This is a genomic window from Bacillus sp. FSL K6-1145 (assembly GCF_038003425.1).
In the GTDB taxonomy this organism is placed as follows: Bacteria; Bacillota; Bacilli; order Bacillales; family Bacillaceae; genus Bacillus; species Bacillus pumilus.
Window position 1 is genome coordinate 1,552,747 of record NZ_JBBOPC010000001.1, and the last position, 24,007, is coordinate 1,576,753.

The following is a 24,007-nucleotide window of genomic DNA, read 5'->3' on the forward strand; positions in this document are numbered from 1 at the left end:
TGATGTTCATCATAAAGAATTTTTCATGATTGCCTGTTAGATAGGTGCAATTAACATAAATATGAATTGTGAAATGTATAAAGAGAGAACACCTCTTAAGGGGGATTTTGAGTATGGCTGATTATTTAGTCATCGTTGAGTCGCCAGCCAAGGCGAAAACGATTGAGCGTTATTTAGGTAAAAAGTATAAAGTAAAGGCTTCAATGGGGCACATAAGAGATTTACCGAAAAGTCAGCTTGGTGTTGACACTGAGCATGACTTCGAACCGAGGTATATTACAATTCGCGGGAAAGGCCCCGTATTAAAAGAATTAAAAACAGCTGCGAAAAAAGTAAAGAAAGTCTATCTCGCAGCTGACCCCGATAGAGAGGGAGAAGCGATTGCTTGGCATTTAGCGCATAGCCTTGACCTTGACCTCTCTTCTGACTGCCGCGTTGTCTTTAACGAGATTACAAAAGATGCTATTAAAGATTCCTTTAAGCATCCACGTATGATCAATATGGATTTAGTTGATGCACAGCAGGCAAGACGGATCTTAGATCGTCTCGTTGGGTATAAAATTAGTCCGATTTTATGGAAGAAAGTGAAAAAGGGCTTAAGTGCTGGTCGTGTTCAATCAGTTGCACTCCGCCTGATTATTGATCGCGAGAATGAAATTAATGAATTTAAACCAGAAGAATACTGGACAATTGACGGTACATTCCTAAAAGGAAAAGAAAGCTTCGAAGCGAGCTTCTTTGGCGTCAATGGCAAAAAGCATCCACTGAAAACAAAAGAAGATGTAAAAGAAATCCTTTCGAAACTAAAAGGGAGCAAATTCTCTGTAGAGAAAGTGACGAAAAAAGAGCGTAAACGCAACCCAGCTGTTCCGTTTACAACATCTACTTTACAGCAGGAAGCTGCGAGAAAATTAAACTTCCGTGCGAAAAAGACGATGATGATTGCACAGCAATTATATGAAGGAATTGATCTTGGTAAAGAAGGTACAGTCGGACTCATTACATACATGAGAACGGACTCAACACGTATTTCCAATACGGCGATTGAAGAAGTATCTGCTTTCATTGATCAGACGTACGGTAAGAATTTCTTAAATACAACAAAACGAACCGCTAAAAAGAATGAAAATGCACAAGATGCTCACGAAGCCATCAGACCGACATCTACGCTAAGAAAACCAGCAGATGTCAAACATGTTTTAAGCCGAGATCAACTTCGTCTGTATAAATTGATTTGGGAACGATTCGTCGCAAGCCAAATGGCGCCGGCTGTTCTTGATACAATGAGTGTGGACCTTGATAATAACGGGCTTACATTCCGTGCTAACGGAAGCAAAGTGAAATTCCCTGGATTCATGAAGGTATATGTAGAAGGGAAAGACGACCAGCTAGAAGAAAAGGACAAAATGCTGCCTGATCTTAAAGAAGGTGATACGGTTCTTTCAAAAGATATCGAACCTGAACAGCACTTCACGCAGCCGCCTCCGCGCTACACTGAGGCAAGACTTGTCAAAACGCTTGAAGAGCTAGGTATAGGCCGTCCGTCTACGTATGCACCAACATTAGATACGATTCAAAAGCGCGGCTATGTCGCACTTGATAATAAACGGTTTATCCCAACAGAGCTTGGGGAAATTGTTCTCAACTTAATCATTGAATTCTTCCCTGAAATCATTAACGTGGAATTCACAGCGAAAATGGAAAAAGAACTTGATAGCGTTGAAGAAGGTACGATCGAATGGGTTCGTATTATCGACAGCTTCTATCAAGACTTTGCAAAACGGGTCGAAAAAGCGGAAGCAGAAATGCAAGAAGTTGAGATTGAGCCTGAATACGCCGGAGTTGACTGTGAAGAGTGTGGACATCCGATGGTGTACAAAATGGGTCGATACGGTAAGTTCATGGCTTGCTCTAACTTTCCTGACTGCCGTAACACAAAACCAATTGTGAAAGATATTGGTGTGAAATGCCCGACATGTCATGAAGGAAACATTGTTGAACGAAAATCTAAGAAGCGCCGCATTTTTTATGGCTGTGATCGTTTTCCAGAGTGTGAATTCGTCTCTTGGGACAAACCGATTGAAAGAAAGTGTCCAAAATGCGAAAATATGCTTGTAGAGAAAAAGCTGAAAAAAGGCATGCAAGTTCAATGTGTGAATTGTGATTATAAAGAGGAACAACAAAAATAGCGGTGAGCAGCCTTGTTCACCTGCTTTTTTATGTCATCAAACAGAACTTACGAAATAGGAGAGTTGTACAATGAGTCAATTTGTAAATGTGATCGGAGCAGGTTTAGCTGGAAGTGAAGCGGCATGGCAAATTGCTAAACGCGGAATTAAAGTCAACTTGTATGAAATGAGACCTGTCAAACAAACGCCAGCTCACCACACAGATAAATTTGCAGAGCTTGTATGCAGCAATTCACTGCGTGCCAACGCTTTGACAAATGCGGTCGGTGTATTAAAGGAAGAAATGCGTCATTTAGATTCAGCGATTATCGCAGCTGCAGATGAAAGCTCAGTTCCTGCTGGCGGAGCGCTTGCAGTAGATCGTCATGAATTTGCAGCAAACGTTACTGATCGCGTAAAAAATCACCCGAATGTGACAGTTTTTCAAGAAGAAGTGCAAAGCATTCCAGAAGGTCCAACAATTATTGCGACAGGCCCACTTACATCTGAAGCACTTTCAAAAGAATTAAAATCGTTAACTGGTGAAGAATATCTGTACTTCTACGATGCAGCGGCTCCTATCCTAGAGAAAGATAGCATTGATATGGATAAGGTGTACTTGAAATCACGTTATGACAAAGGAGAAGCTGCTTATTTAAACTGTCCAATGACAGAAGAAGAATTCGATCGTTTTTACGACGCGCTTATTTCTGCTGAAACTGTGCCATTAAAAGAGTTCGAAAAAGAAATCTTCTTTGAAGGCTGTATGCCAATTGAAGTCATGGCGAAAAGAGGAAAGAAAACGATGTTGTTTGGTCCGATGAAGCCAGTAGGACTTGAAGATCCGAAAACAGGAAAAAGACCTTATGCTGTTGTTCAATTAAGACAAGATGATGCAGCAGGCACTTTATATAACATCGTCGGCTTCCAGACACATCTGAAGTGGGGCGACCAAAAGGAAGTATTCCGCTTGATTCCAGGTCTTGAAGAAGCAGAGATTGTTCGTTATGGCGTGATGCACCGCAATACATTCATTAACTCACCAAGTCTTTTAAAACCAACGTATCAGTTTAAAAATAGAGAAGATCTATTCTTTGCCGGACAAATGACAGGCGTTGAAGGCTATGTCGAGTCCGCAGCTTCCGGACTAGTGGCTGGAATTAACGCCGCTCGTTTTGTCAAAGGAGAAGAGCTTGTGACACTTCCGGAGGAAACAGCGATCGGCAGCATGGCTTATTACATCACATCGACAAACAAGAAAAGCTTCCAGCCAATGAATGCGAATTTTGGTTTGTTGAAAGATCTTGGTGTTCGCATTAAAAACAAACAAGAGCGTTATGCGGAGTACGCTAAGCGCGCAATCGAAACTATTCAAACTATTTCGAAATCTCTGTAGTAAATCATTGCACGGAAAGCAAGATATGTGATACCATTTAAAAGCCTTAAAGAGGTGTAAAAATGACGAATAAACAGCGTCTTGTCCACTTATTCATTGAATATCTGCAAATTGAAAAAAACTATTCTGCTTTAACCATCTCAGGATATACAGAAGCGATTGAAGAGTTTGTCAGATTTATGAACGTTCAAGGAATAGACGGTTTTGAAGAGGTATCCTATCAAGATACGAGAATTTATTTAACAGAAGCTTATGAAAAAGGCCTGACAAGAAGAACGATTAGTAAGAAAGTCTCTGCGCTTCGCAGCTTTTATAAATTTCTATTAAGAGAACAGCTTGTGAAAGAAAATCCTTTTTTACTCGTTAGCTTACCAAAGCAGGATAAGCGAATTCCTTCATTTTTGTATGAAGAGGAACTAAAAGAGCTTTTTACAGTTTCTGATGTCAGCACACCGCTTGGGCAAAGAAACCAAGCGATTTTAGAACTTCTTTATGCAACAGGTATGAGGGTCAGTGAGTTATGTTCATTAAAAGAATCTGATCTTGATTTATCGATGGATACAGTGCTTGTTCATGGAAAAGGCAGCAAGCAGCGGTATGTTCCTTTTGGTTCATATGCTCATGAAGCGCTCATCACTTATTTAGAGGATGGAAGGCTAAAGCTGAAAGCGAAGGGGAATGATCGTGCTGATGCATATGTGTTTTTGAATCAGCGCGGGGCGCCTCTTACAGACAGAGGCGTTCGATTCATTCTCACTGAACTAATGAAAAAGGCGTCAGGCACATTACATATCCATCCTCACATGTTAAGGCACACCTTTGCCACACACCTCTTAAATGAGGGGGCAGATTTGAGAAGTGTTCAAGAACTTCTTGGTCATTCGAATTTATCATCAACTCAGGTGTACACGCATGTATCAAAAGATTCTTTAAGGAAAACGTACATGTCTCATCACCCAAGGGCTTTTAAACGATCCTAAAAGGAGGTTTTTTCATGTCATCATTTCATGCAACAACCATCTTTGCCGTTCAACACAAAGGAAAAAGTGCGATGGCTGGAGACGGTCAAGTCACTTTCGGGCAGGCTGTCGTGATGAAACACACAGCAAAAAAAGTGCGCCGTCTTTTCGGAGGCAAGGTGCTTGCAGGTTTTGCAGGTTCAGTAGCAGATGCATTTACACTCTTTGAAAAGTTTGAAACGAAGCTTGAAGAATATGGTGGTAACTTAAAGCGGGCAGCCGTAGAGCTAGCAAAAGAATGGCGTAGTGACAAGATGCTTAGACAGCTTGAGGCCATGCTGATCGTTATGAACAAAGACAGCATCCTGCTTGTCTCTGGGACAGGAGAGGTCATCGAACCAGATGACGGTATTTTGGCCATCGGCTCAGGCGGCAATTATGCGCTTAGCGCCGGGAGAGCACTCAAAACACATGCAGGTGATCATCTCACAGCAAGAGATATTGCAAAGGCAGCTCTTGAAACCGCTGGAGAAATCTGTGTCTACACGAACGATCAAATCACTTTAGAAGAGCTTGAATAGAAAGGACATGAGACGTATGGAGAAAAAGCCGTTCACCCCAAGAGAGATAGTTGAAAAGCTTGATCAATACATTATTGGTCAGCTTGATGCGAAAAAAGCAGTGGCGGTGGCTTTAAGAAACCGTTACAGAAGAAGCCTTTTACATGATAAGCTAAAGGATGAAGTCGTTCCGAAAAACATTTTAATGATCGGCCCAACAGGTGTGGGGAAAACAGAGATTGCCCGCAGAATTGCAAAAATTTCTGGTGCGCCTTTTATTAAAGTGGAAGCGACGAAGTTTACTGAAGTTGGTTACGTCGGCCGTGATGTAGAATCGATGGTCAGAGATCTAGTTGAGACAGCGATCCGAATTGTCAAAGAAGAAAAGATGAAAGACGTTCAAGAAGAAGCAGAAAAACAAGCAAATAAACGTCTTGTTCATTTACTTGTTCCTGGCAAGAAAAAAAGCCAGTCTGTGAAAAATCCTTTTGAGATGCTGTTTGGTGGTTCTGATGAAGATGACCGTGATCGAGATCAATCAAGTGAAGAAGTTGAACTTGAATCGACAAGAAAGCGAATCGCTCATCAACTGGCTATGGGCGAACTTGAAGATCATTACGTCACGATCGAAGTCGAAGAGCAGCAGCCATCCATGTTTGATATGCTTCAGGGCTCGGGTATGGAGCAAATGGGCATGAACATGCAGGATGCGCTCGGCAATCTCATGCCTAAAAAGAAAAAACGCAGAAAGCTGACCGTCAGAGAAGCAAGAAAGGCGTTAACAGCTGAGGAAGCTTCAAAACTGATTGACATGGATGAAGTCAGTCAAGAAGCTGTCTATAAAGCAGAGCAGCAAGGAATTATTTTTATCGACGAAATCGATAAAATCGCTAAAAGCGGTGGTGCATCATCTGCAGATGTTTCTCGTGAAGGGGTTCAACGTGATATTTTACCGATTGTAGAAGGTTCAACTGTGATGACGAAATATGGGGCAGTGAAAACAGACCATGTGCTTTTTGTAGCAGCAGGTGCATTTCATATGGCAAAACCATCAGATTTGATTCCAGAGCTTCAAGGGCGCTTCCCAATTCGTGTAGAATTAGATAAATTAAGTATCGAAGACTTTGTGAAAATCTTAACGGAACCAGATAATGCATTATTAAAGCAATATAAAGCTTTACTTGAAACAGAAGGTATATCTCTTGAATTTTCTGACGATGCTATTCATAAGATTGCCGAAGTGGCTTATCATGTCAATCAGGAGACAGATAACATCGGTGCAAGAAGGCTTCATACCATACTTGAAAAGCTGCTTGAAGAGCTTTCATTTGAGGCGCCTGATATTACACTAGGGACAGTGACCATTACCCCTCAGTATGTAGAAGAGAAGCTAGGAAAGATTGCGAATAACAAAGACTTAAGTCAATTTATACTTTAACAAATGAATAAAGTAATCTAGGAGGATCATTAATATGGCGTTACTACAAAAAACAAGGATTATTAACTCAATGCTGCAAGATGCAGCGGGGAAACCAGTTAATTTTAAGGAAATGGCAGAAACGTTGAGAGATGTCATTGATTCAAACATTTTCGTATTAAGCAGAAGAGGGAAGCTTCTAGGCTACTCGATCAACCAGCAGATTGAAAATCCGCGTATGAAGAAAATGCTTGAAGACCGTCAGTTCCCTGAAGAATATACAAAGAGTCTATTTAACATCCCTGAAACATCTTCAAATCTTGACATTAACAGTGAGTATACAGCTTTCCCGATTGAGAACCGTGATTTATTTGAATCAGGTTTGACAACCATTGTTCCAATTATCGGAGGAGGAGATCGTTTAGGGACGTTAATCCTGTCTCGTTTGCAAGATACATTCAAAGATGATGATTTAATTCTTGCTGAATACGGTGCAACAGTTGTTGGAATGGAGATCCTTCGTGAGAAATCAGAGGAAATTGAAGAAGAAGCAAGAAGTAAAGCTGTTGTCCAAATGGCGATTAGTTCTCTTTCATATAGTGAGCTTGAAGCCATTGAGCACATCTTTGAAGAACTTGATGGCAACGAAGGGCTTCTAGTGGCAAGTAAAATTGCTGACCGTGTAGGAATCACTCGTTCAGTGATCGTGAACGCCTTACGTAAGTTAGAAAGTGCAGGCGTCATCGAATCTCGTTCTCTTGGAATGAAGGGAACGTATATCAAAGTGTTAAACAACAAATTTTTAATTGAACTTGAAAATTTAAAATCTCATTAATCAAAAACCCTTTTCAGCAGAAATACAAGCTGAAAAGGGTTTTTTTTTATAAAAAAAGAGGATTTGTCCGAAAAATGACACTCTTTTTTCCAAGAAAACCCTTACAATTCTTAGTTCTTTGAATCTAGGTCTTTATACCTATTCGTAAAATAGATATATATTACGAGTTTTTTTTACATATACATCATAGACTTTAATCCTATTATTTCTTACAATGAACATATGGTTTTACAAATCTCGACATGATTAAATGGAATGAAATACATATGATTGGAGGTATATGGTTTTGGATATATTTTCTGGAACGATAAGCAACCTTGAGAATGCCTTGGGCAGAGCGAATGTTAAGCAAAAAGTCATAAGCAATAATATCGCGAATATAGACACACCGAACTACAAGTCGAAAAACGTCGCATTTCATGATATGCTAAACGATGCGTCGATCAAGTTAGATGCTAAAAAAACATACCAAGGTCACATTGATTTTTCTAAAACAGGGTCTAATTATTCAGTTGTTTCGAGCAACCGTACTTCATATCAAGAAAACGGAAATAATGTCGATATTGATCAAGAGATGAGTGAACTCGCTAAAAACCAAATTCAGTATAATGCGTTGGTTGAAAGAATGAGTGGAAAATTCAATTCTCTTAAAACAGTTTTGACAGGAGGTAAGTGATGTCAATTTTTTCAGGCGTTAACGCTTCGGCCTCTGCATTAACAGCACAGAGGCTCAGAATGGACGTTGTATCCTCTAACCTTGCAAATATGGATACAACAAGAGCGAAACAGGTTGATGGCAACTGGGAGCCTTATAGACGTAAGCTCGTCACATTACAGCCGTCAGGTGAATCGTTTTCATCTATATTAAACTCAAGCATGAATTCGAGCGGTAAATTAGGAAACGGCGTGAAAGCAACGAAGATTACAGAAGACGAAACTCCATTCAACCTTCAATATGATCCTACAAATCCCGATGCCAATGAAAATGGATATGTTCAAACACCTAATGTTGATCCATTAAAGGAAATGGTTGACCTCATCAGCAGCTCAAGGTCATATGAAGCAAACGTGACCGCGCTAAATGCGAATAAAAGCATGTTGATGAAAGCTTTAGAAATAGGAAAGTAAGGTGAAAAGAATTGGTTAACGCAATATCTCCTTTCCAGCTTCAAGCTGCTCAGCAAGCAAGTGAATTGACAAATGCATCGTCCGTTCATGCGGCTGCACCTAAAAGTCAAACGAATTTCTCTGATGTGCTGAAGAATTCCATTGAGGCATTAAATCAATCACAGCTTAAATCAGACCAGTATACAAATGCACTTGCACAAGGAAAAGATGTCAATCTCGATGAAGTCATGATTGCCTCGCAAAAAGCGAGTGTGACACTCACAGCTGCAACGGAGTTTCGAAATAAAGCGGTCGAAGCGTACCAAGAGATTATGAGAATGCAGATGTAGGAGGTGCTGACGGACAAAAAAAGACTGAATGGAATGACCGGGGGTTAAGATGAATCGTACTTTAATGCAATTAAGAACAAAAACAGTTGAGTTTTGGCGAAATCGATCAAAATTACAAAAAATACTTATGATTGGCGGCGTTGCTGCCCTAGCAATCATTATTACGGTTGTTAGCATCTTTGCTTCTTCTGAAAAAATGGTTCCATTGTTTAGAGATTTGTCTGAGGCAGAAGCTGGGCAAATCAAACAGGAACTAGATGGCAAAAACGTTAAATCGGAACTTGCGAATAATGGAACAACGATTCTCGTTCCAGAAAAGCAGGCCGACTCTTTAAAAGTAACACTCGCATCTGAGGGTCTCCCTAAGACAGGGAATATTGATTACTCCTTCTTTGCGAATAATTCCGGCTTCGGTTTAACAGATAATGAATTTGATGTTCTGAAAGTAGACGCAACTCAGACAGAACTATCCAATCTAATCAACACGATTGATGGGATCAAAGATTCAAAAGTTATGATTAACCTGCCAAAAGATTCCGTTTTTGTTGGAGAAGAGCAAAGTAATGCATCAGCATCCATTGTGCTGCAAGTTGAACGTGGCTACACGCTCGCGCCGCAGCAAGTAAAAGGCCTTTATCATCTTATTTCAAAAAGTGTACCGAATTTAAAGACAGAAAACATTGTCATTATGGACCAAGATTCCAACTACTACGACTTAAACAGCAGTTCCGATTCCTATGCAAGTGGAATGGATGCACAGCAGCAGAAAAAAGAAGAAATCGAAAAGAACCTTCAAAGAAAAATTCAACAGCTGCTGGGAACAATGATGGGTCAAGAAAAAGTCGCTGTATCGGTCACAACAGACATTGATTTTACTGAAGAGAAAAGAAAAGAAGACCTTGTAGAACCAGTTGATAAAGAAAACATGCAAGGCATCGCTGTCAGCGCTGAAAAGATTGCTGAAACTTATTCAGGAAATGGTGCAGCAGCTGGTGGAACCGCTGGAACAGGCGACGATGATGTCACAAACTATCAAGGCGCCGATGGAGCGAACGGTAGCGGAGATTACGAAAAGAGCGAAGATCGTATCAACTATGAAGTCAACCGCATTCATAAAGATATCAAAGAGAGCCCTTATAAAATTAGAGATGTTGGCATTCAAGCACTGGTCGAACCACCAACTGCAAACGATGTGAACTCTTTAACAGCTGAAAGACAAGATGATATTAAAAAGATTCTTTCAACGATCATTAGCACGTCAATTGATAAAGAATACACAAATGGTCAAGCGCTCACTCAAGCGGACTTAGATAACAAAATTGTTTTATCTGTATCAAAATTAGACGGTAAACAGCAAACTGCAGCAGAAAACCCATCAAACAATATTCCAATTTGGGTTTATATTGTAGGCGGTGTGCTACTACTTGCAATTATCGCTCTCATTATTCTTCTTGTGCGTAAACGCAGAAAAGAAGAGGAAGAAGAGTTTGAGTTTGATGAACATACACCAATTCATGTTCCTGATATCGACACTGAACCAGAAACAGAAGAAATGGTGAGGAAAAATCAGCTTGAAAAAATGGCAAAAGATAAACCAGAAGACTTTGCTAAATTGCTACGCAGCTGGCTGTCCGAGGATTAGGAGGAATATACATGTCGAGAAAAGATTCAAATCGACTAACAGGCAGACAAAAAGCAGCAATCCTAATGATTTCCTTAGGGCTAGAGGTGTCAGCATCTGTATACAAACATCTGTCTGAAGACGAAATAGAAAAATTAACATTGGAAATTTCCAATGTGCGAAGTGTAGATACTGCTAAAAAAGATGAAATCATTGAAGAATTTCACAGCATCGCCATCGCGCAGGACTACATATCACAAGGCGGTCTTATGTACGCAAGACAAGTGCTTGAAAAAGCGCTTGGTGAGGACAAAGCGGATAGTATCTTAAACCGATTAACATCCTCACTTCAAGTGAAACCGTTTGATTTTGCTCGAAAGGCTGACCCAGAACAAATCTTAAACTTTATCCAGCATGAGCATCCACAAACCATTGCGCTCATCCTTTCCTACTTAGATCCAGTTCAAGCAGGGCAGATTTTATCTGAATTAGGTGAGGAAGTACAAACAGAGGTTGCGAGACGTATTGCTTTAATGGATCGCACATCTCCAGAGATCATCAATGAAGTGGAACGCATTCTTGAACAAAAACTTTCTTCAACCTTTACGCAAGACTATACGCAAACGGGCGGAGTCGAAGCGGTTGTAGAAGTACTAAATGGTGTAGACCGTGCGACCGAGAAGACCATTTTAGACACTCTTGAAATTCAAGATCCTGAGCTTGCTGATGAAATTAAGAAACGTATGTTTGTCTTTGAGGATATTGTCACTCTTGACAGCAGAGCGATTCAGCGCGTGATCAGAGATGTTGAAAATGATGACTTATTGCTTGCACTCAAAGTGGCAAGCGAAGAGGTCAAAGAAATTGTCTTCCGCAACATGTCACAGAGAATGGTCGAAACGTTCAAAGAAGAAATGGAGTTTATGGGACCTGTCCGGCTTAGAGATGTCGAGGAAGCACAAACCCGTATTGTCAGCATCGTAAGACGACTCGAGGAAGCTGGAGAAATCGTCATAGCTCGAGGCGGAGGAGACGATATCATTGTCTAGGATTATCAAACATGAAACATCTGTTATTCCTGAGCAAGGCCGGCAAACGATTCCTTTGCAGCAAGTGGAGTTCAAAAAAGAACATCATGAAGAAGAGCTTGTCAATGAAACAGAAGTGTCGCAGCTTGTACTAAGTGATGCTGAAGATCAAGCAAGCCGTATAGTAGAACAAGCAAATAGTGAGCTTGAAAAAACAATGGCTGAAATCAATCAGCGCCGCGCTGATTTTGAAGAAGAAAGAATGCAGCTTATTGAAGAAGCGAAACAAGCAGGTTACCAAGAGGGCTTCCAAAAGGGTGAAGCAGATGCGATGAGTCAGTACCGATCAATTCTTGATCAAGCAAATGACATTGTCAGTCTTGCCAAGCAGGATTACGAAGAAAAAATTGAAAGCTCCGCAGAAAAAATTGTGGAACTGGCTTTTGAACTCGCCAAACGTGTTTGGTACTCGGCTGAGGACACGAAAGATCAATTTTTGGCTCTCGTGAAGCAGGTCATTTCTGAAGTGAAAGAATATGACGATATTTCCATCTATGTTGACCCTGAACATTACGATCATGTGATGGAGTATAAAGACGAATTAATCAGAATCCTTCAAAAGGATACACACCTTGCCATTTACTCGGATGAAAAAGCGCCAAAAGGGACTTGTTACGTAGAAACAAGCTTTGGAAAAGTGGAAGCGAGTGTTGATACACAAATGAATCAGTTGAAAGAAAAGCTACTAGAAGTCATTGATTCAGGTGATCACAAATGAACATCGATGTGTTAAAAGAAACGATTGAAACCGCAGATCCTTATAAACGATTTGGTAAAGTCAATCGAGTTGTTGGACTGATGATTGAATCTAAGGGGCCGGAAAGTTCTATCGGAGACGTGTGTCTCATTCATAAAAAGGGGCGTAAGCACGATCCAATAAAAGCAGAGGTCGTAGGGTTTAGAGATGAAAATATTCTGCTCATGCCTTATGTAGAAGCATCCAATATTTCACCAGGAAGTCTAGTTGAAGCGACAGGTGAGTCGCTGAAGGTCAAAGTTGGGACTGGGTTAATTGGCGAAGTTGTTGATGCCTTCGGTGAACCGCTGGACGGCAGTATGCTTCCAAAGGGACTTGCACCTGTTTCGACAGATCAGTCACCTCCAAACCCGATGGACAGGCCACCTATTCGTGAAAAAATGGGCGTTGGTGTCAGAGTGATCGACAGTCTGCTTACAGTCGGCACTGGTCAGAGGATCGGTATTTTTGCCGGAAGTGGTGTTGGAAAAAGTACCTTAATGGGGATGATTGCTAAGCAGACAGAAGCAGACCTCAATGTCATTGCCCTTGTTGGAGAGCGTGGCCGGGAAGTTCGTGAGTTTATTGAAAAGGATTTAGGTACCGAGGGACTAAAGCGATCGATTGTTGTCGTCGCAACTTCTGACCAGCCTGCACTGACGAGAATGAAGGCTGCTTATACAGCAACAGCTATTGCAGAATATTTTAGAGACAGAGGCAAAAACGTCATGTTCATGATGGACTCTGTTACACGGGTCGCTATGGCACAAAGGGAAATCGGTCTTGCAACTGGTGAACCGCCAACGACAAAAGGATATACGCCTTCGGTGTTCGCTATACTGCCAAAATTACTTGAACGAACTGGAACGAATCAGCTTGGTTCCATCACAGCGTTTTACACAGTGCTTGTTGATGGTGACGATATGAATGAGCCAATCGCTGATACAGTCAGGGGAATCTTAGATGGCCACATTGTACTTGATCGTGCTTTAGCCAACAAAGGACAATTTCCTGCTGTCAATATTCTGAAAAGTATCAGCCGTGTTATGAGCAATATCGCAAGTCATGATCACAAGGAGGCGGCCAACCGGTTCCGCCAGCTTTTATCCACTTATCAAAACGCTGAAGACCTCATTAACATTGGAGCATATAAAAAAGGCTCCTCGAAAGACATTGATGATGCCATGCAGGCTTATCCTCATCTGATTTCATTTTTGAAGCAGGATGTAGAAGAGGCTGTATCTATTGACGACAGTGTGAATGTATTGCTCGGTTTGATGAATAGAGAGGATTGACAAAAACAGTGAGATATCAATACAAATTTCAAAAGCTCTTAGAACTGAAAGAAAGTGAAAAAGACAAGTCACTCGCAGCGTACCAACAATCCGTTTCGGCATTTGAGCAAGTCGCTGAAAAGCTCTATGAAAATATGAGTAAAAAAGAATTAATGGAAAAAAGCAAAGAAGAAAAGCTGAGAAGTGGTATGAGTGTTCAAGAAATGCGTCATTATCAGCAATTTGTGACCAATTTAGATAACACCATTCAGCATTATCAGCAGCTTGTGATCATGAAACGCCATCAAATGAATGAAAAACAATCTGATTTAACTGAAAAAAACATCGAGTTTAAAAAGTTTGAAAAAATGAAAGAAAAGCAGTATGAAAAGTTTTCCCTTGAACATAAGGCCATTGAAATGAAAGAAATGGATGATATCTCTATCAGCCAATTCATGTTTCAAGGACATTAGGAGTCGAGATGAATGCCTAAGAAGGAAAAAACGAAAGAATCAAGCGGCGGTAAATTTCAATGGATCTTGTTTATTGTCATCATCCCATTGATTGTGCTTGTGTTAGTGACTGGCACAATCCTTTATATGGCAGGTTTTGATCTAAAGAAACCGCTCCAAAACATTCCGGGCGTCAGTAGTTTGGTTGGTTCAGATGACACCTCAAAAACGTCATCTTCACATAATAATCAAAGCGATGCAGAATTGAAGGAACTGAAAAAGACCATTAAAGAGCAAAAGAATGAACTTGAAATTGCACAAAAAGACTTAAAAACAAGTGATGAAGAGATTAAAAGACTGAATCAAAAAATCAGTTCACTTGAAAAAACATCTGAAAATGATGCGAATGATAAGTCAGCGGATGACAGTTCATCAAATAGCAGCTCATCAAGCGATACATCAGGTAATAATGCATCAGGGACAACTTCTGATGGGGCAGCAGCCTCTAACCAGAAACCGAAAGGGAAGATTGCCAGTATCTATGAAAGCATGGACGCAGGGAAATCCGCCAAAATTTTATCAGAATTAAGTGATAAAGAGGCATTGAAGATCCTCGAAGAGCTAAGCAAAAATAAACTAACAGACATATTAGCAAAACTAACACCTCAGAAGGCAGCTACGTTTACGAAAGAGCTTTCTAAAAAAGAAAGTGAAAATGGGGGTGGACAATAAGTGAAGCTATTGGATATTGGAGCCTTACAGCAATCGTCTCAAGGTCTCTCGGGACCAAAGGGGAGCGGCGCGGCATCTGCAAGCGGGTTGTTTAAACAATTACTTAGCGGGGCAGGCGCACAAAGCGGCCTTGTGAATGCTGAGACAGCGGGTGCCACTCTTTCCATCAATGATGCGATGCAAATCATTGAAAAATGGATGCAATCGCCTGAAGAAGGCATCAACGGAGACCTTCTTAGCGCGCTTCAAACACTTCAAGGTCAAACGCTTGATTCGTCTGATCTCAAGTCACTAGAAGAGCTATTTCAAAAAATGGAATCATCCATTTACGGTGATCAAACGGATAAGTCAGCTTCTGAACATAGTGAGCAGCTCATACAAGTCCACTTTTTCATATATCAACTACTCAATCAACAGCCGCTCAGCTTTGATGCAAAGCTAGTGCAAGATATTGAAGCAAAGGGTCAAGACTTCATTCACTTTCTTTCAAAAAATGGAGTAGATGAGAAACTGATTCAGCAAGTAAAAGAGCAGTTTTTCTCGCAGGGTTCAGCGCCAAAGCTGAATTCGATGTCTCAAAGTGAGCTGAAACACTTTAATCAGTTAATTGACCATATGATGGCAAATGCAAAAGGGTCAGACAAAGAGTTGAAGATTGCTTTAGGAGAGTTAAAAGAATTGGTCTCTCCAAGACAAGAATCTACTCTTGCTACTCCTGCAAAAGGGGCTAACTCTCTTGAATGGCTCATCAAAAAGGAAGTTGTCAAAGGACAAAGCACTGCTGCACCTGCTTCTGAAAAAACAATCACTCATACGCTGTTGCCAGGTCATAAGCAGTTTTTTCAACTGCAATCAGCAGCTCCTGTTCAGCAGACACAAACAACTGATGAAAAGCCGGGAACGGTTGATCAGCAAATTCTAAATACGTGGAAGCAAATGAAATTCACGCCATTTGGCAACTCAAGTGGGCGCTTTACAGTTCGGTTAAATCCAGAAAATCTCGGATTTATCACGATTCAGCTGACGAAGCAAAATGGTATGTATGCGAGTAAAATTACAGCTTCGACACAGGCAGCAAAAGAACTGCTAGAGCATCACCTTCCGCAGCTCAAGCAGGCGCTTCCGAATATGTCGGTTCAAGTGGACCGTTTCCATATACCGCTTCAATCAAATGAGCAGCCGTTATTTGGACAATTTAACGAAGAAAACAAGCAGCAACAGTCAAAAGGGCAGAATTTCCAAAAGCCTGATGAACAGGAAGCAGAATTCCAAGATGTACTGGATGCTCTTGTTGGGTCAGATGAAGAAGAGGAGGAAATCTAATGGCAACAGTTGATGCTACGAATAGAACAGTCGCACAAACAGACACTTCTTCAAAAGCAGAAAAGAAAACAGATACGCTTGGCAAAGATCAATTCTTGAAAATTTTGCTCACGCAGCTTCAAAACCAAGATCCGACAAACCCACTAGATGACCGTGAGTTTGTCACACAGCTTGCAACATTTTCATCTTTAGAACAGCAAACCAATATGAACGATTCGATCACCAAGCTGAATCAGCTCATGTCTACATTTGTTGCACACCAAGATCCGTTTACGACGTATGTAGGCTGGATTGGTAAAGAAGTATCGGGCAAACTGGATGATAAAGAGATATCAGGCACTGTGAAGTCTGTTAAAAACATAAACAATGAATACTTCCTGTATTTAGAAGATGGAACGAAAATCAGCCCTTGGGACGTTACAGCAGTTGGAGAAAAAACGAAGTAATTCGAGGAGGAAAATAAATGTTACGCTCACTTTACTCAGGAATTAGTGGAATGAAAAACTTCCAAACAAAATTAGATGTTGTAGCCAATAACGTAGCCAACGTCAATACACACGGATACAAAAAAAGCCGTATCACTTTTAAAGATATGGTCAGCCAAACCATTTCAAGTTCTGGTGGACCGACGAACAACTCTGGTTCAATCAACTCAAAACAAGTTGGTTTAGGATCATCTTTATCTTCTATTGATAAAATCATGTCAGCAGGAGCTTCTCAAAATACGGATAGAGATTATGATTTCTACATCAATGGAGATGGATTTTTCCGTATTGAAAAACAAGGAGAAGTTCTTTATACCAGAGCAGGGAACTTTACTCGGGATTCAGAGGGAAGTTTAACCACTTCTGACGGAAATTACGTGCTTGGAATGAATGGACAAAAGATAACGATTCCAGATGGCATTTCAAGTGTAAGTGTTGGTCCAGATGGAACAATATCTGTTGTTGAAAACAACGTATCTAGAAATGTTGGACAGGTTTCACTCGTATCTTTCAGTAACGCAGCAGGATTAGACAAAGTTGGTGAGAACCTATACCGCCAAACGTTAAGCTCAGGTGCACCAAGTAATCCTATCGTTCCTGGTGAACAAGGAACGGGCATCATTCAAACAGGTCGACTTGAAATGTCAAACGTTGATTTAACAGACGAGTTTACCGAAATGATTATCGCGCAGCGTGGATTCCAATCGAACGCAAAGACGATCACAACATCTGATGAAATCCTGCAAGAGCTTGTGAATCTGAAACGATAGGAGGTAGGGGGAGCGGATGATCGCTTCTCTGCTTAATATGATCGAAGTGACAAGATTGAATGGCAAAGGATTTATGCTGAACGCTCTCCATATTGAGCAAATCGAAAGCTTTCCAGACACGACCATTACATTAGCCAATGGAAAGAAATTCGTTGTGAAAGAAAATGAAGAGCAGCTTCAAGAGAAAATCATTTCTTTCTACAGAAAAATCCAAGTCATTTCATTGAATCAAGGAATAGAGGAATTTGAATGAAGAAGAAATTAGTCGTAGTAATGCTAATCATGATTATTGCCATCGGCGGAATAGGAGCAGGCATCATTTTTCTGTTGAATGGTTCAGAAGAAGCAAAAGCTGAAAAAGAGCCAACAGCAGATGAAGTCGTAAAAGCTTCTGTTGAAATTCCTGAGATTATCACCAATTTAAAGTCTGAAGGAAATGCGGTCAAACTTGTATTGAATATTGAAACAGACTCTGAAAAAGCAAAAGAAGAGCTCGAGAAAAGAAGTTTTCAAGTGAAAGACGCCGTAATTGACATTTTATCAGACACAAATGCAGATGAACTTGATGGCAAAAAAGGCAGAGAACATTTTAAAACACTAGTTAAAAACAAAGTGAATAACTATTTGCAAGATGGCAAGGTGAAAGAAGTATATATAACCTCCTTTAATCTGCAATAGAGGCGATTAATTGACACGATGGAGGTGAAGAAATGTCAGGAGAAGTGCTTTCCCAGAATGAGATCGATGCATTATTATCCGCCATATCTACAGGCGAAATGGATGCAGAAGAGCTGAAAAAAGAAGAAACGACGAAAAAAGTAAAGGTGTATGATTTTAAACGTGCACTTCGCTTTTCGAAAGACCAGATTCGAAGTTTAACAAGGATTCACGATAACTTCGCTAGACTGCTCACCACACACTTTTCAGCTCAGCTAAGATCATATATTCAAATTACTGTCAGCTCGGTTGACCAAGTACCATACGAAGAATTTATTCGTTCGATTCCTAATATGACATTATTAAACTTATTTTATGTCAGCCCGCTTGAAGGAAGAATTATGCTTGAAGTGAACCCAACAATCGGCTATGCCATGATGGACAGGCTGATGGGCGGGATAGGCATTAGTCATAATAAGACAGAATCACTTACAGAAATCGAAACAAAGATTATCTCAAACATGTTTGAGGGAGCTTTGGAAAATTACAGAGAAGCGTGGCAGTCCATAACCGACATCGAGCCTGAAATGGCAGATTTCGAGGTAAATCCCCAGTTTGTTCAAATGGTGTCACCAAACGAAACAGTTGTCGTCATTTCTCTTAATACACAAATTGGTGAGGTAAGCGGGGTTATTAACCTATGTATTCCTCATGTTGTATTAGAGCCTATTATTCCAAAGCTGTCTGTACACTACTGGATGCAGTCTGAACGAAATGAACCAAAACAACAAGAAACAAAGGCTATTGAAAAACGGATTATGACGGCAAAGATACCGGTAGTCGCAGAGCTAGGGGAATCGGAAATGACGGTGGAAGAGTTTTTGAATTTGGAAATTGGTGATTGTATTGCCTTGGACAAACCAGTAAATGCGCCTCTTACTGTTATGGTCGGAAATAAACCGAAATTCTTGGGACAGGCCGGCCGCGTGAATCGGAAACAGGCGATTCAAATTCTAGATCACGACATAAGAGGTGAAGAAGATGGAGAATAACGGAAGTAAATTATCACAAGACGAAATCGATGCGCTCCTTAAAGGAGGCAGCAATGACGATATAGAGCCTGAAACAATCCTTTCTGCAATGGAGCAAGATGCCATTGGAGAAATCGGAAATATTTCATTCGGCAGTTCTGCTACAGCACTTTCAACCCTATTAAATCAAAAAGTGGAGATTACCACTCCAACTGTGACAGTGATTCAAAAAAGTATGCTGAATGAGGAATTTCCTCATCCGTATGTCGCGATTGAAGTGAATTATACGGAAGGCTTCAGCGCAAGTAACCTGCTTGTCGTCCAGCAAACAGATGCAGCAGTCATTGCGGACTTAATGATGGGCGGAGACGGGACAAATGCTGACCCTTCTTTAAGCGAGATTCACTTAAGTGCAGTGCAAGAAGCGATGAACCAAATGATGGGTTCTGCTGCGACATCCATGTCGACGGTCTTTAATAAAAAGATTGATATTTCTCCGCCTCGCGTCGAATTACTTGATGTGAAAGAAGGAGAAGGAACAGACCGGATCCCAGCTGAAGAAATGCTTGTCAAAGTGTCCTTCAGATTAAAAATAGGAGAGCTCATTGATTCAAATATTATGCAGCTTTATCCTATTACATTTGCGAAAGATTTAATCGCAGAATTAACAGACCCAGCGCAGGAGGAAGAGCCGGTTCAAGACACGCAAGTGAGCACACCTGAACCTCAGCAGGCAGCACCTCAAACGCAGTCTGCACCAGCGCAGCAAGCTGCTCCGCCGAAAAGACAGGCGAAGCCAAAGCCGGCAGCACCTGTAAATGTGGCACCAGTTGAATTTGAAGCGTTCAGTGAGCCTCAGCATACAACAAGCCAGCTTGGAAATCTTGATATGCTGATGGACATTCCGCTTTCCATTACGGTGGAACTTGGAAGAACTCAGCGAAGTGTCAAAGAAGTCCTTGAGCTTTCAGCAGGAAGTATCATTGAACTGGACAAACTTGCTGGTGAGCCAGTAGACATTCTAGTGAACAAACGAATCGTCGCCAAAGGGGAAGTCGTTGTTATTGATGAGAACTTTGGTGTTCGTGTGACTGATATTTTAAGTCAGTCAGAAAGACTTTCTAATTTAAAATAAACAAACATACAGGGAGAGAATAAGTAAATGGCTACTAAGGTATTAATCGTAGATGATGCAGCATTCATGAGAATGATGATAAAGGATATTCTTGTAAAAAACGGATTTGATGTAGTAGGAGAAGCAGAAAACGGCGCTCAAGCAGTTGAAAAATTTAAAGAAACATCTCCTGATCTTGTCACAATGGATATCACAATGCCAGAAATGGACGGGATCACAGCATTAAAAGAAATTAAACAAATCGACGCTTCTGCAAAAATCATCATGTGTTCTGCAATGGGGCAGCAGTCAATGGTTATTGACGCGATCCAAGCAGGTGCAAAAGACTTTATCGTGAAGCCGTTCCAGGCAGACCGTGTACTTGAAGCAATTAATAAAACGTTAGGCTAAAAAAGGGTGTAAGACTTGTTGAAAAAACGTTTGATATGTATAGCAATGATCAGTTTTATGCTTTTCTTAACGATACAGCCTGCCTCACTGTTTGCTGAAACGAAAGATCCTGAAAATGGCACAGTGAATGACTGGCTCAAAGAAGAGAAAGGCAGCAAAAAGGATACAGAAAAGACAACCACTGACAATCAAACGAATCCGGCAGAAGAAGTTCCCTCTTCTTCTGTCTCCATTATGGATTTTGTCAAAATGATTGGTGCCTTACTTTTTGTCATCCTGCTCATATATGGATTGGTGAGATTTGTTGGTAAGCAAAACCGCTTACTTAAACCATTTCGCTATGTTGAAAATATTGGCGGAACGACGGTTGGCCAAAACCGTTCAGTCCAGCTTATCAAAGTGGGCAAACGAGTATTAGTTGTCGGAGTAGCGGACTCAATCCAGCTGCTAAAAGAAATTGATGATGAACAAGAATGTGAAGCGATCGTGAAACAATATGAAGAAGCGATGGAAAGTAAAACAGATTTACCAAAAATCGTTCAAAAATTCACATCTCAGATAAAGAAACAGGATCAGCCAACCACTTCTTCTTTTTCAGCCAATTTGAAGGCGCAGCTAGCCGAATTGAAAAAGACCCAATCAGAAGTCAGAAAGAAAGGCCCGAAACAAAATGAATGAGTTTATCGATTTATTTAATTCCAGCGGTGCAGGGAATATTAGCACGTCTGTCCGTCTTCTTTTACTTTTAACCGTATTTTCGGTTGCACCAGGCATTCTCATTTTAATGACGTGTTTTACACGAATTGTGATTGTACTTTCATTCGTTAGAACGTCACTTGCAACCAACTCAATGCCGCCAAACCAAGTGCTTGTAGGGCTTGCATTGTTTCTCACATTTTTTATCATGGCACCCACGTTCTCAGAGATTAATAAAGAGGCACTCACGCCGCTTTTAAATGATGACATTACGCTCAATCAGGCATATGAAAAAGCCGAAGTGCCCATTAAAGAATTTATGAGTAAACATACGAGACAGAAGGATTTGGCTTTATTTCTTAGTTACGCAAAAATCGATACACCTGAATCGATAAAAGATATTCCGTTAACGGCGATGGTACCCGCTTTTGCGATTTCAGAATTAAAGACGGCATTTCAAATTGGTTTCATGATCTTTATTCCCTTTTTAATTATTGACATGGTGGTCGCAAGTGTTCTGATGTCAATGGGGATGATGATGCTTCCGCCGGTTATGATATCGCTCCCTTTTAAAATATTGTTATTTGTTTTAGTCGATGGATGGTATTTGATTGTTAAATCTTTGCTGCAAAGCTTTTAGAGTAGGTGCTTAAAACATGAGTTCAGAATTTGTCATTACGATGGCTGAAAGATCAGTGTATGTGGTATTGCTTGTCAGTGGGCCGCTTCTAGCGCTCGCTCTTATTGTGGGACTGATTGTCAGTGTGTTTCAGGCGACAACCCAAATTCAAGAACAGACGCTTGCGTTCATTCCTAAAATTGTTGCAGTTCTTATCGGGCTTGTTGTGTTTGGTCCATGGATGCTGTCAACCATTGTGTCCTTTACGACAGAGCTGTTCTCGAATTTAGATCGATTTGCAGGTTAACGAGCGATGTCAATCATAGAATTATTCCCTGCTTTTCTATTAGTTTTTATTCGGATCACCGCTTTTTTTGTGACAGTACCGCTTTTAGCGCATAGAACGATCCCAGCTGTACACAGAGTTGGATTCTCTCTGTTTTTAGCCGTGATTAGTTTTAGCACGATTAAGGAACCGCCAGCACTCGACATAGACGGTCTTTATATGATGCTTGCGGTGAAAGAAGCAATGGTCGGACTTCTGCTTGGTTTGATTGCATATATCATGGTGTCCGCTGTTCAAATTGCCGGCTCATTTATTGATTTTCAAATGGGCTTTGCGATCGCCAATGTGATTGATCCGCAAACAGGGGCGCAAACGCCGCTGATGGGGCAGTTTTTTTATACGGTCACATTGCTATTGATGCTGGCAACCAATGCACACCACCTGCTGCTTGATGGAATCTATTACAGCTTTCAATATATTGCAGTTGATCAGTACGCACTGAATTTCGGCAGTGAATCCTTTGCTTATTTTATTGCAAAGAGCTTCAACCAAATGTTCATCATTGCCTTTCAAATCTCAGCACCGGTCGTTGCCAGCTTGTTTTTGGTCGATTTGGCACTGGGCATTGTGGCACGAACAGTTCCGCAGATGAACGTTTTTGTTGTCGGACTTCCTATTAAAATGGGTGTGAGTTTTATTATGATCATCATCTGTATGGGCGTCATCTTCGGGGTTGTCCAAAATACATTTGATACGATTGTACTCACCATGAGGAATTTCTTAGCATTGGTCGGTGGTTCGTCATGATGACAAGACTTAGACTAGACTTGCAATTTTTCGCAGGCGAAAAAACAGAAAAAGCAACGCCGAAAAAGAGACAAGATTCACGTAAAAAAGGTCAGGTTGCCAAAAGTACCGACGTCAATACAGCCATCTCATTTCTATTAATCTTTTTATCATTTTTTTTTATTGGGCCTTTTATGAAAGAGCGTATTATTGCGCTCATTGAACGTTTTTATTCAACAACGATGCTAATGAAGGTTAGCACATCTAATATTCATCAACTATTTGTGCAATTGCTTCAGGAAACAGGAATCCTCCTCATGCCAATCCTTGGTGTTGGTATGCTGGCAGGGATCATCAGTAACTATTTGCAAGTTGGTTTTCTCTTTTCGACAGAAATCATCAAACCGAAATTAGAAAAGCTAGATCCTATTAAAGGGTTTAAACGGATATACAGTATTCGAGCCCTCGTAGAGCTATTAAAATCCATTTTGAAAATTGGTTTAATTGGTTTTGCGACATTTATTGCACTTTGGATGCACTTTGACGAAATCCTGAGGCTTCCTTTATTAACAGCAGAGGAAACCCTTCATTTCGTCGCAAATATGACCTTGATTATGGGGCTATATGCAGCAGGTGCTCTCATGATCTTAGCAGGGCTTGATTATATGTATCAGAAATTTGATTATGAAAAAAACTTACGGATGTCCAAACAAGACATCAAAGATGAGTATAAAAAATCAGAGGGTGACCCGCTCATAAAATCTAAGATTAAACAGCGCCAGCGGGAAATGGCCATGAGACGGATGATGCAGGAAGTCCCAAAAGCGGACGTCATCATTACAAACCCAACCCACTATGCAATTGCTTTGAAATATGACGAAGAAAAGATGGACGCGCCCTTTGTTGTGGCAAAGGGAACAGATATTTTAGCTTTGAAAATTAGAACGATTGCGAAAGAGCACGATATCATGACCATAGAAAACCGGCCGCTCGCTCGGGCACTATATGATCAGGTCGACATCGACCAAGCGGTCCCAGAGGAATACTTTAAGGCGATCGCAGAAATTTTAGCTTACGTCTATAAAACGAAACAAAAGATTTTATGAATTTTTGGTTTTAAAAGGAGAGAACAGG

Annotated in this window: 28 protein-coding genes; all 28 read left to right on the top strand. The window is 40.7% G+C overall.

Annotation, left to right across the window (positions count from 1 at the left end; all coding sequences use genetic code 11):
* Positions 1–113 precede the first annotated feature (113 nt).
* Positions 114–2,189 (top strand): type I DNA topoisomerase, encoded by a 2,076-nt coding sequence (topA, locus tag MHH41_RS07750; protein ID WP_003212237.1) that lies wholly within the window; start codon positions 114–116, stop codon positions 2,187–2,189.
* Positions 2,190–2,259: 70 nt separating this feature from the next.
* Positions 2,260–3,564 carry an FADH(2)-oxidizing methylenetetrahydrofolate--tRNA-(uracil(54)-C(5))-methyltransferase TrmFO gene (gene trmFO / locus MHH41_RS07755; protein ID WP_003212444.1) on the top strand — a complete coding sequence of 435 codons (1,305 nt, stop codon included), beginning with the start codon at positions 2,260–2,262 and terminating at the stop codon, positions 3,562–3,564.
* 62 nt (positions 3,565–3,626) lie between these two features.
* Positions 3,627–4,544 carry a tyrosine recombinase XerC gene (gene xerC, locus MHH41_RS07760; RefSeq protein WP_003211704.1) on the top strand — a complete coding sequence of 306 codons (918 nt, stop codon included), beginning with the start codon at positions 3,627–3,629 and terminating at the stop codon, positions 4,542–4,544.
* A gap of 14 nt (positions 4,545–4,558) precedes the next feature.
* The gene (gene hslV, locus MHH41_RS07765) at positions 4,559–5,104 is read left to right on the top strand and encodes an ATP-dependent protease subunit HslV (RefSeq protein WP_003211247.1); all 546 of its coding nucleotides are present in this window, start codon (positions 4,559–4,561) and stop codon (positions 5,102–5,104) included.
* 16 nt (positions 5,105–5,120) lie between these two features.
* A complete protein-coding gene (gene hslU / locus MHH41_RS07770) occupies positions 5,121–6,521 on the top strand; it encodes an HslU--HslV peptidase ATPase subunit (RefSeq protein ID WP_003211907.1) in 1,401 nt (466 codons plus the stop codon).
* A gap of 34 nt (positions 6,522–6,555) precedes the next feature.
* The gene (codY, locus tag MHH41_RS07775; protein WP_003210838.1) at positions 6,556–7,335 is read left to right on the top strand and encodes a GTP-sensing pleiotropic transcriptional regulator CodY; all 780 of its coding nucleotides are present in this window, start codon (positions 6,556–6,558) and stop codon (positions 7,333–7,335) included.
* A gap of 286 nt (positions 7,336–7,621) precedes the next feature.
* The gene (flgB, locus tag MHH41_RS07780; RefSeq protein ID WP_012009952.1) at positions 7,622–8,011 is read left to right on the top strand and encodes a flagellar basal body rod protein FlgB; all 390 of its coding nucleotides are present in this window, start codon (positions 7,622–7,624) and stop codon (positions 8,009–8,011) included.
* Positions 8,011–8,463 carry a flagellar basal body rod protein FlgC gene (gene flgC / locus MHH41_RS07785; protein WP_012009953.1) on the top strand — a complete coding sequence of 151 codons (453 nt, stop codon included), beginning with the start codon at positions 8,011–8,013 and terminating at the stop codon, positions 8,461–8,463. The genes flgB and flgC overlap by 1 nt, the downstream gene beginning before the upstream one ends.
* A gap of 11 nt (positions 8,464–8,474) precedes the next feature.
* On the top strand, positions 8,475–8,792 hold the full coding sequence (fliE, locus tag MHH41_RS07790; protein ID WP_003212183.1) for a flagellar hook-basal body complex protein FliE: 318 nt from the start codon (positions 8,475–8,477) through the stop codon (positions 8,790–8,792).
* Between the two features lie 49 nt (positions 8,793–8,841).
* Entirely contained in the window at positions 8,842–10,434 is a 1,593-nt protein-coding gene (fliF, locus tag MHH41_RS07795) for a flagellar basal-body MS-ring/collar protein FliF (protein ID WP_034619909.1), read from the top strand.
* 11 nt (positions 10,435–10,445) lie between these two features.
* Positions 10,446–11,462: a flagellar motor switch protein FliG gene (gene fliG, locus MHH41_RS07800; protein ID WP_003210883.1), complete on the top strand. Its 1,017-nt coding sequence runs from the start codon at positions 10,446–10,448 to the stop codon at positions 11,460–11,462.
* A complete protein-coding gene (gene fliH / locus MHH41_RS07805; RefSeq protein WP_251191272.1) occupies positions 11,455–12,219 on the top strand; it encodes a flagellar assembly protein FliH in 765 nt (254 codons plus the stop codon). Before fliG ends, fliH begins: the two co-directional genes overlap by 8 nt.
* Entirely contained in the window at positions 12,216–13,532 is a 1,317-nt protein-coding gene (gene fliI / locus MHH41_RS07810) for a flagellar protein export ATPase FliI (protein ID WP_003212478.1), read from the top strand. The genes fliH and fliI overlap by 4 nt, the downstream gene beginning before the upstream one ends.
* A gap of 8 nt (positions 13,533–13,540) precedes the next feature.
* Positions 13,541–13,984, top strand: a complete 444-nt coding sequence (gene fliJ, locus MHH41_RS07815) for a flagellar export protein FliJ (RefSeq protein WP_034620036.1) — start codon at positions 13,541–13,543, stop codon at positions 13,982–13,984.
* Between the two features lie 12 nt (positions 13,985–13,996).
* The gene (locus MHH41_RS07820) at positions 13,997–14,695 is read left to right on the top strand and encodes a MotE family protein (protein ID WP_050945049.1); all 699 of its coding nucleotides are present in this window, start codon (positions 13,997–13,999) and stop codon (positions 14,693–14,695) included.
* Positions 14,696–16,018 (top strand): flagellar hook-length control protein FliK, encoded by a 1,323-nt coding sequence (fliK, locus tag MHH41_RS07825; RefSeq protein ID WP_003210821.1) that lies wholly within the window; start codon positions 14,696–14,698, stop codon positions 16,016–16,018.
* On the top strand, positions 16,018–16,464 hold the full coding sequence (gene flgD, locus MHH41_RS07830) for a flagellar hook assembly protein FlgD (RefSeq protein ID WP_044141919.1): 447 nt from the start codon (positions 16,018–16,020) through the stop codon (positions 16,462–16,464). Before fliK ends, flgD begins: the two co-directional genes overlap by 1 nt.
* 17 nt (positions 16,465–16,481) lie before the next feature.
* A complete protein-coding gene (gene flgG / locus MHH41_RS07835; protein WP_003211619.1) occupies positions 16,482–17,273 on the top strand; it encodes a flagellar basal body rod protein FlgG in 792 nt (263 codons plus the stop codon).
* A gap of 37 nt (positions 17,274–17,310) precedes the next feature.
* Complete coding sequence (locus MHH41_RS07840) at positions 17,311–17,526, top strand: flagellar FlbD family protein (protein ID WP_034620035.1); 216 nt, start codon at positions 17,311–17,313, stop codon at positions 17,524–17,526.
* Complete coding sequence (gene fliL / locus MHH41_RS07845; RefSeq protein ID WP_003212424.1) at positions 17,523–17,951, top strand: flagellar basal body-associated protein FliL; 429 nt, start codon at positions 17,523–17,525, stop codon at positions 17,949–17,951. Before MHH41_RS07840 ends, fliL begins: the two co-directional genes overlap by 4 nt.
* Before the next feature lie 32 nt (positions 17,952–17,983).
* Complete coding sequence (gene fliM / locus MHH41_RS07850) at positions 17,984–18,982, top strand: flagellar motor switch protein FliM (protein WP_003212239.1); 999 nt, start codon at positions 17,984–17,986, stop codon at positions 18,980–18,982.
* Positions 18,972–20,096, top strand: a complete 1,125-nt coding sequence (gene fliY, locus MHH41_RS07855; protein WP_050945045.1) for a flagellar motor switch phosphatase FliY — start codon at positions 18,972–18,974, stop codon at positions 20,094–20,096. The genes fliM and fliY overlap by 11 nt, the downstream gene beginning before the upstream one ends.
* Before the next feature lie 27 nt (positions 20,097–20,123).
* Positions 20,124–20,486: a response regulator gene (locus MHH41_RS07860; RefSeq protein ID WP_003212360.1), complete on the top strand. Its 363-nt coding sequence runs from the start codon at positions 20,124–20,126 to the stop codon at positions 20,484–20,486.
* Positions 20,487–20,504: 18 nt separating this feature from the next.
* The gene (gene fliZ, locus MHH41_RS07865; protein ID WP_034619906.1) at positions 20,505–21,164 is read left to right on the top strand and encodes a flagella biosynthesis regulatory protein FliZ; all 660 of its coding nucleotides are present in this window, start codon (positions 20,505–20,507) and stop codon (positions 21,162–21,164) included.
* Positions 21,157–21,822, top strand: a complete 666-nt coding sequence (fliP, locus tag MHH41_RS07870; RefSeq protein ID WP_003211147.1) for a flagellar type III secretion system pore protein FliP — start codon at positions 21,157–21,159, stop codon at positions 21,820–21,822. Before fliZ ends, fliP begins: the two co-directional genes overlap by 8 nt.
* 16 nt (positions 21,823–21,838) lie before the next feature.
* Positions 21,839–22,108, top strand: coding sequence for a flagellar biosynthesis protein FliQ (gene fliQ, locus MHH41_RS07875; protein ID WP_003211206.1), 270 nt, complete (start codon positions 21,839–21,841; stop codon positions 22,106–22,108).
* A gap of 6 nt (positions 22,109–22,114) precedes the next feature.
* On the top strand, positions 22,115–22,894 hold the full coding sequence (fliR, locus tag MHH41_RS07880) for a flagellar biosynthetic protein FliR (RefSeq protein WP_012009967.1): 780 nt from the start codon (positions 22,115–22,117) through the stop codon (positions 22,892–22,894).
* A complete protein-coding gene (gene flhB / locus MHH41_RS07885; RefSeq protein WP_340866060.1) occupies positions 22,891–23,979 on the top strand; it encodes a flagellar biosynthesis protein FlhB in 1,089 nt (362 codons plus the stop codon). Before fliR ends, flhB begins: the two co-directional genes overlap by 4 nt.
* The last annotated feature ends 28 nt before the right edge of the window (positions 23,980–24,007 follow it).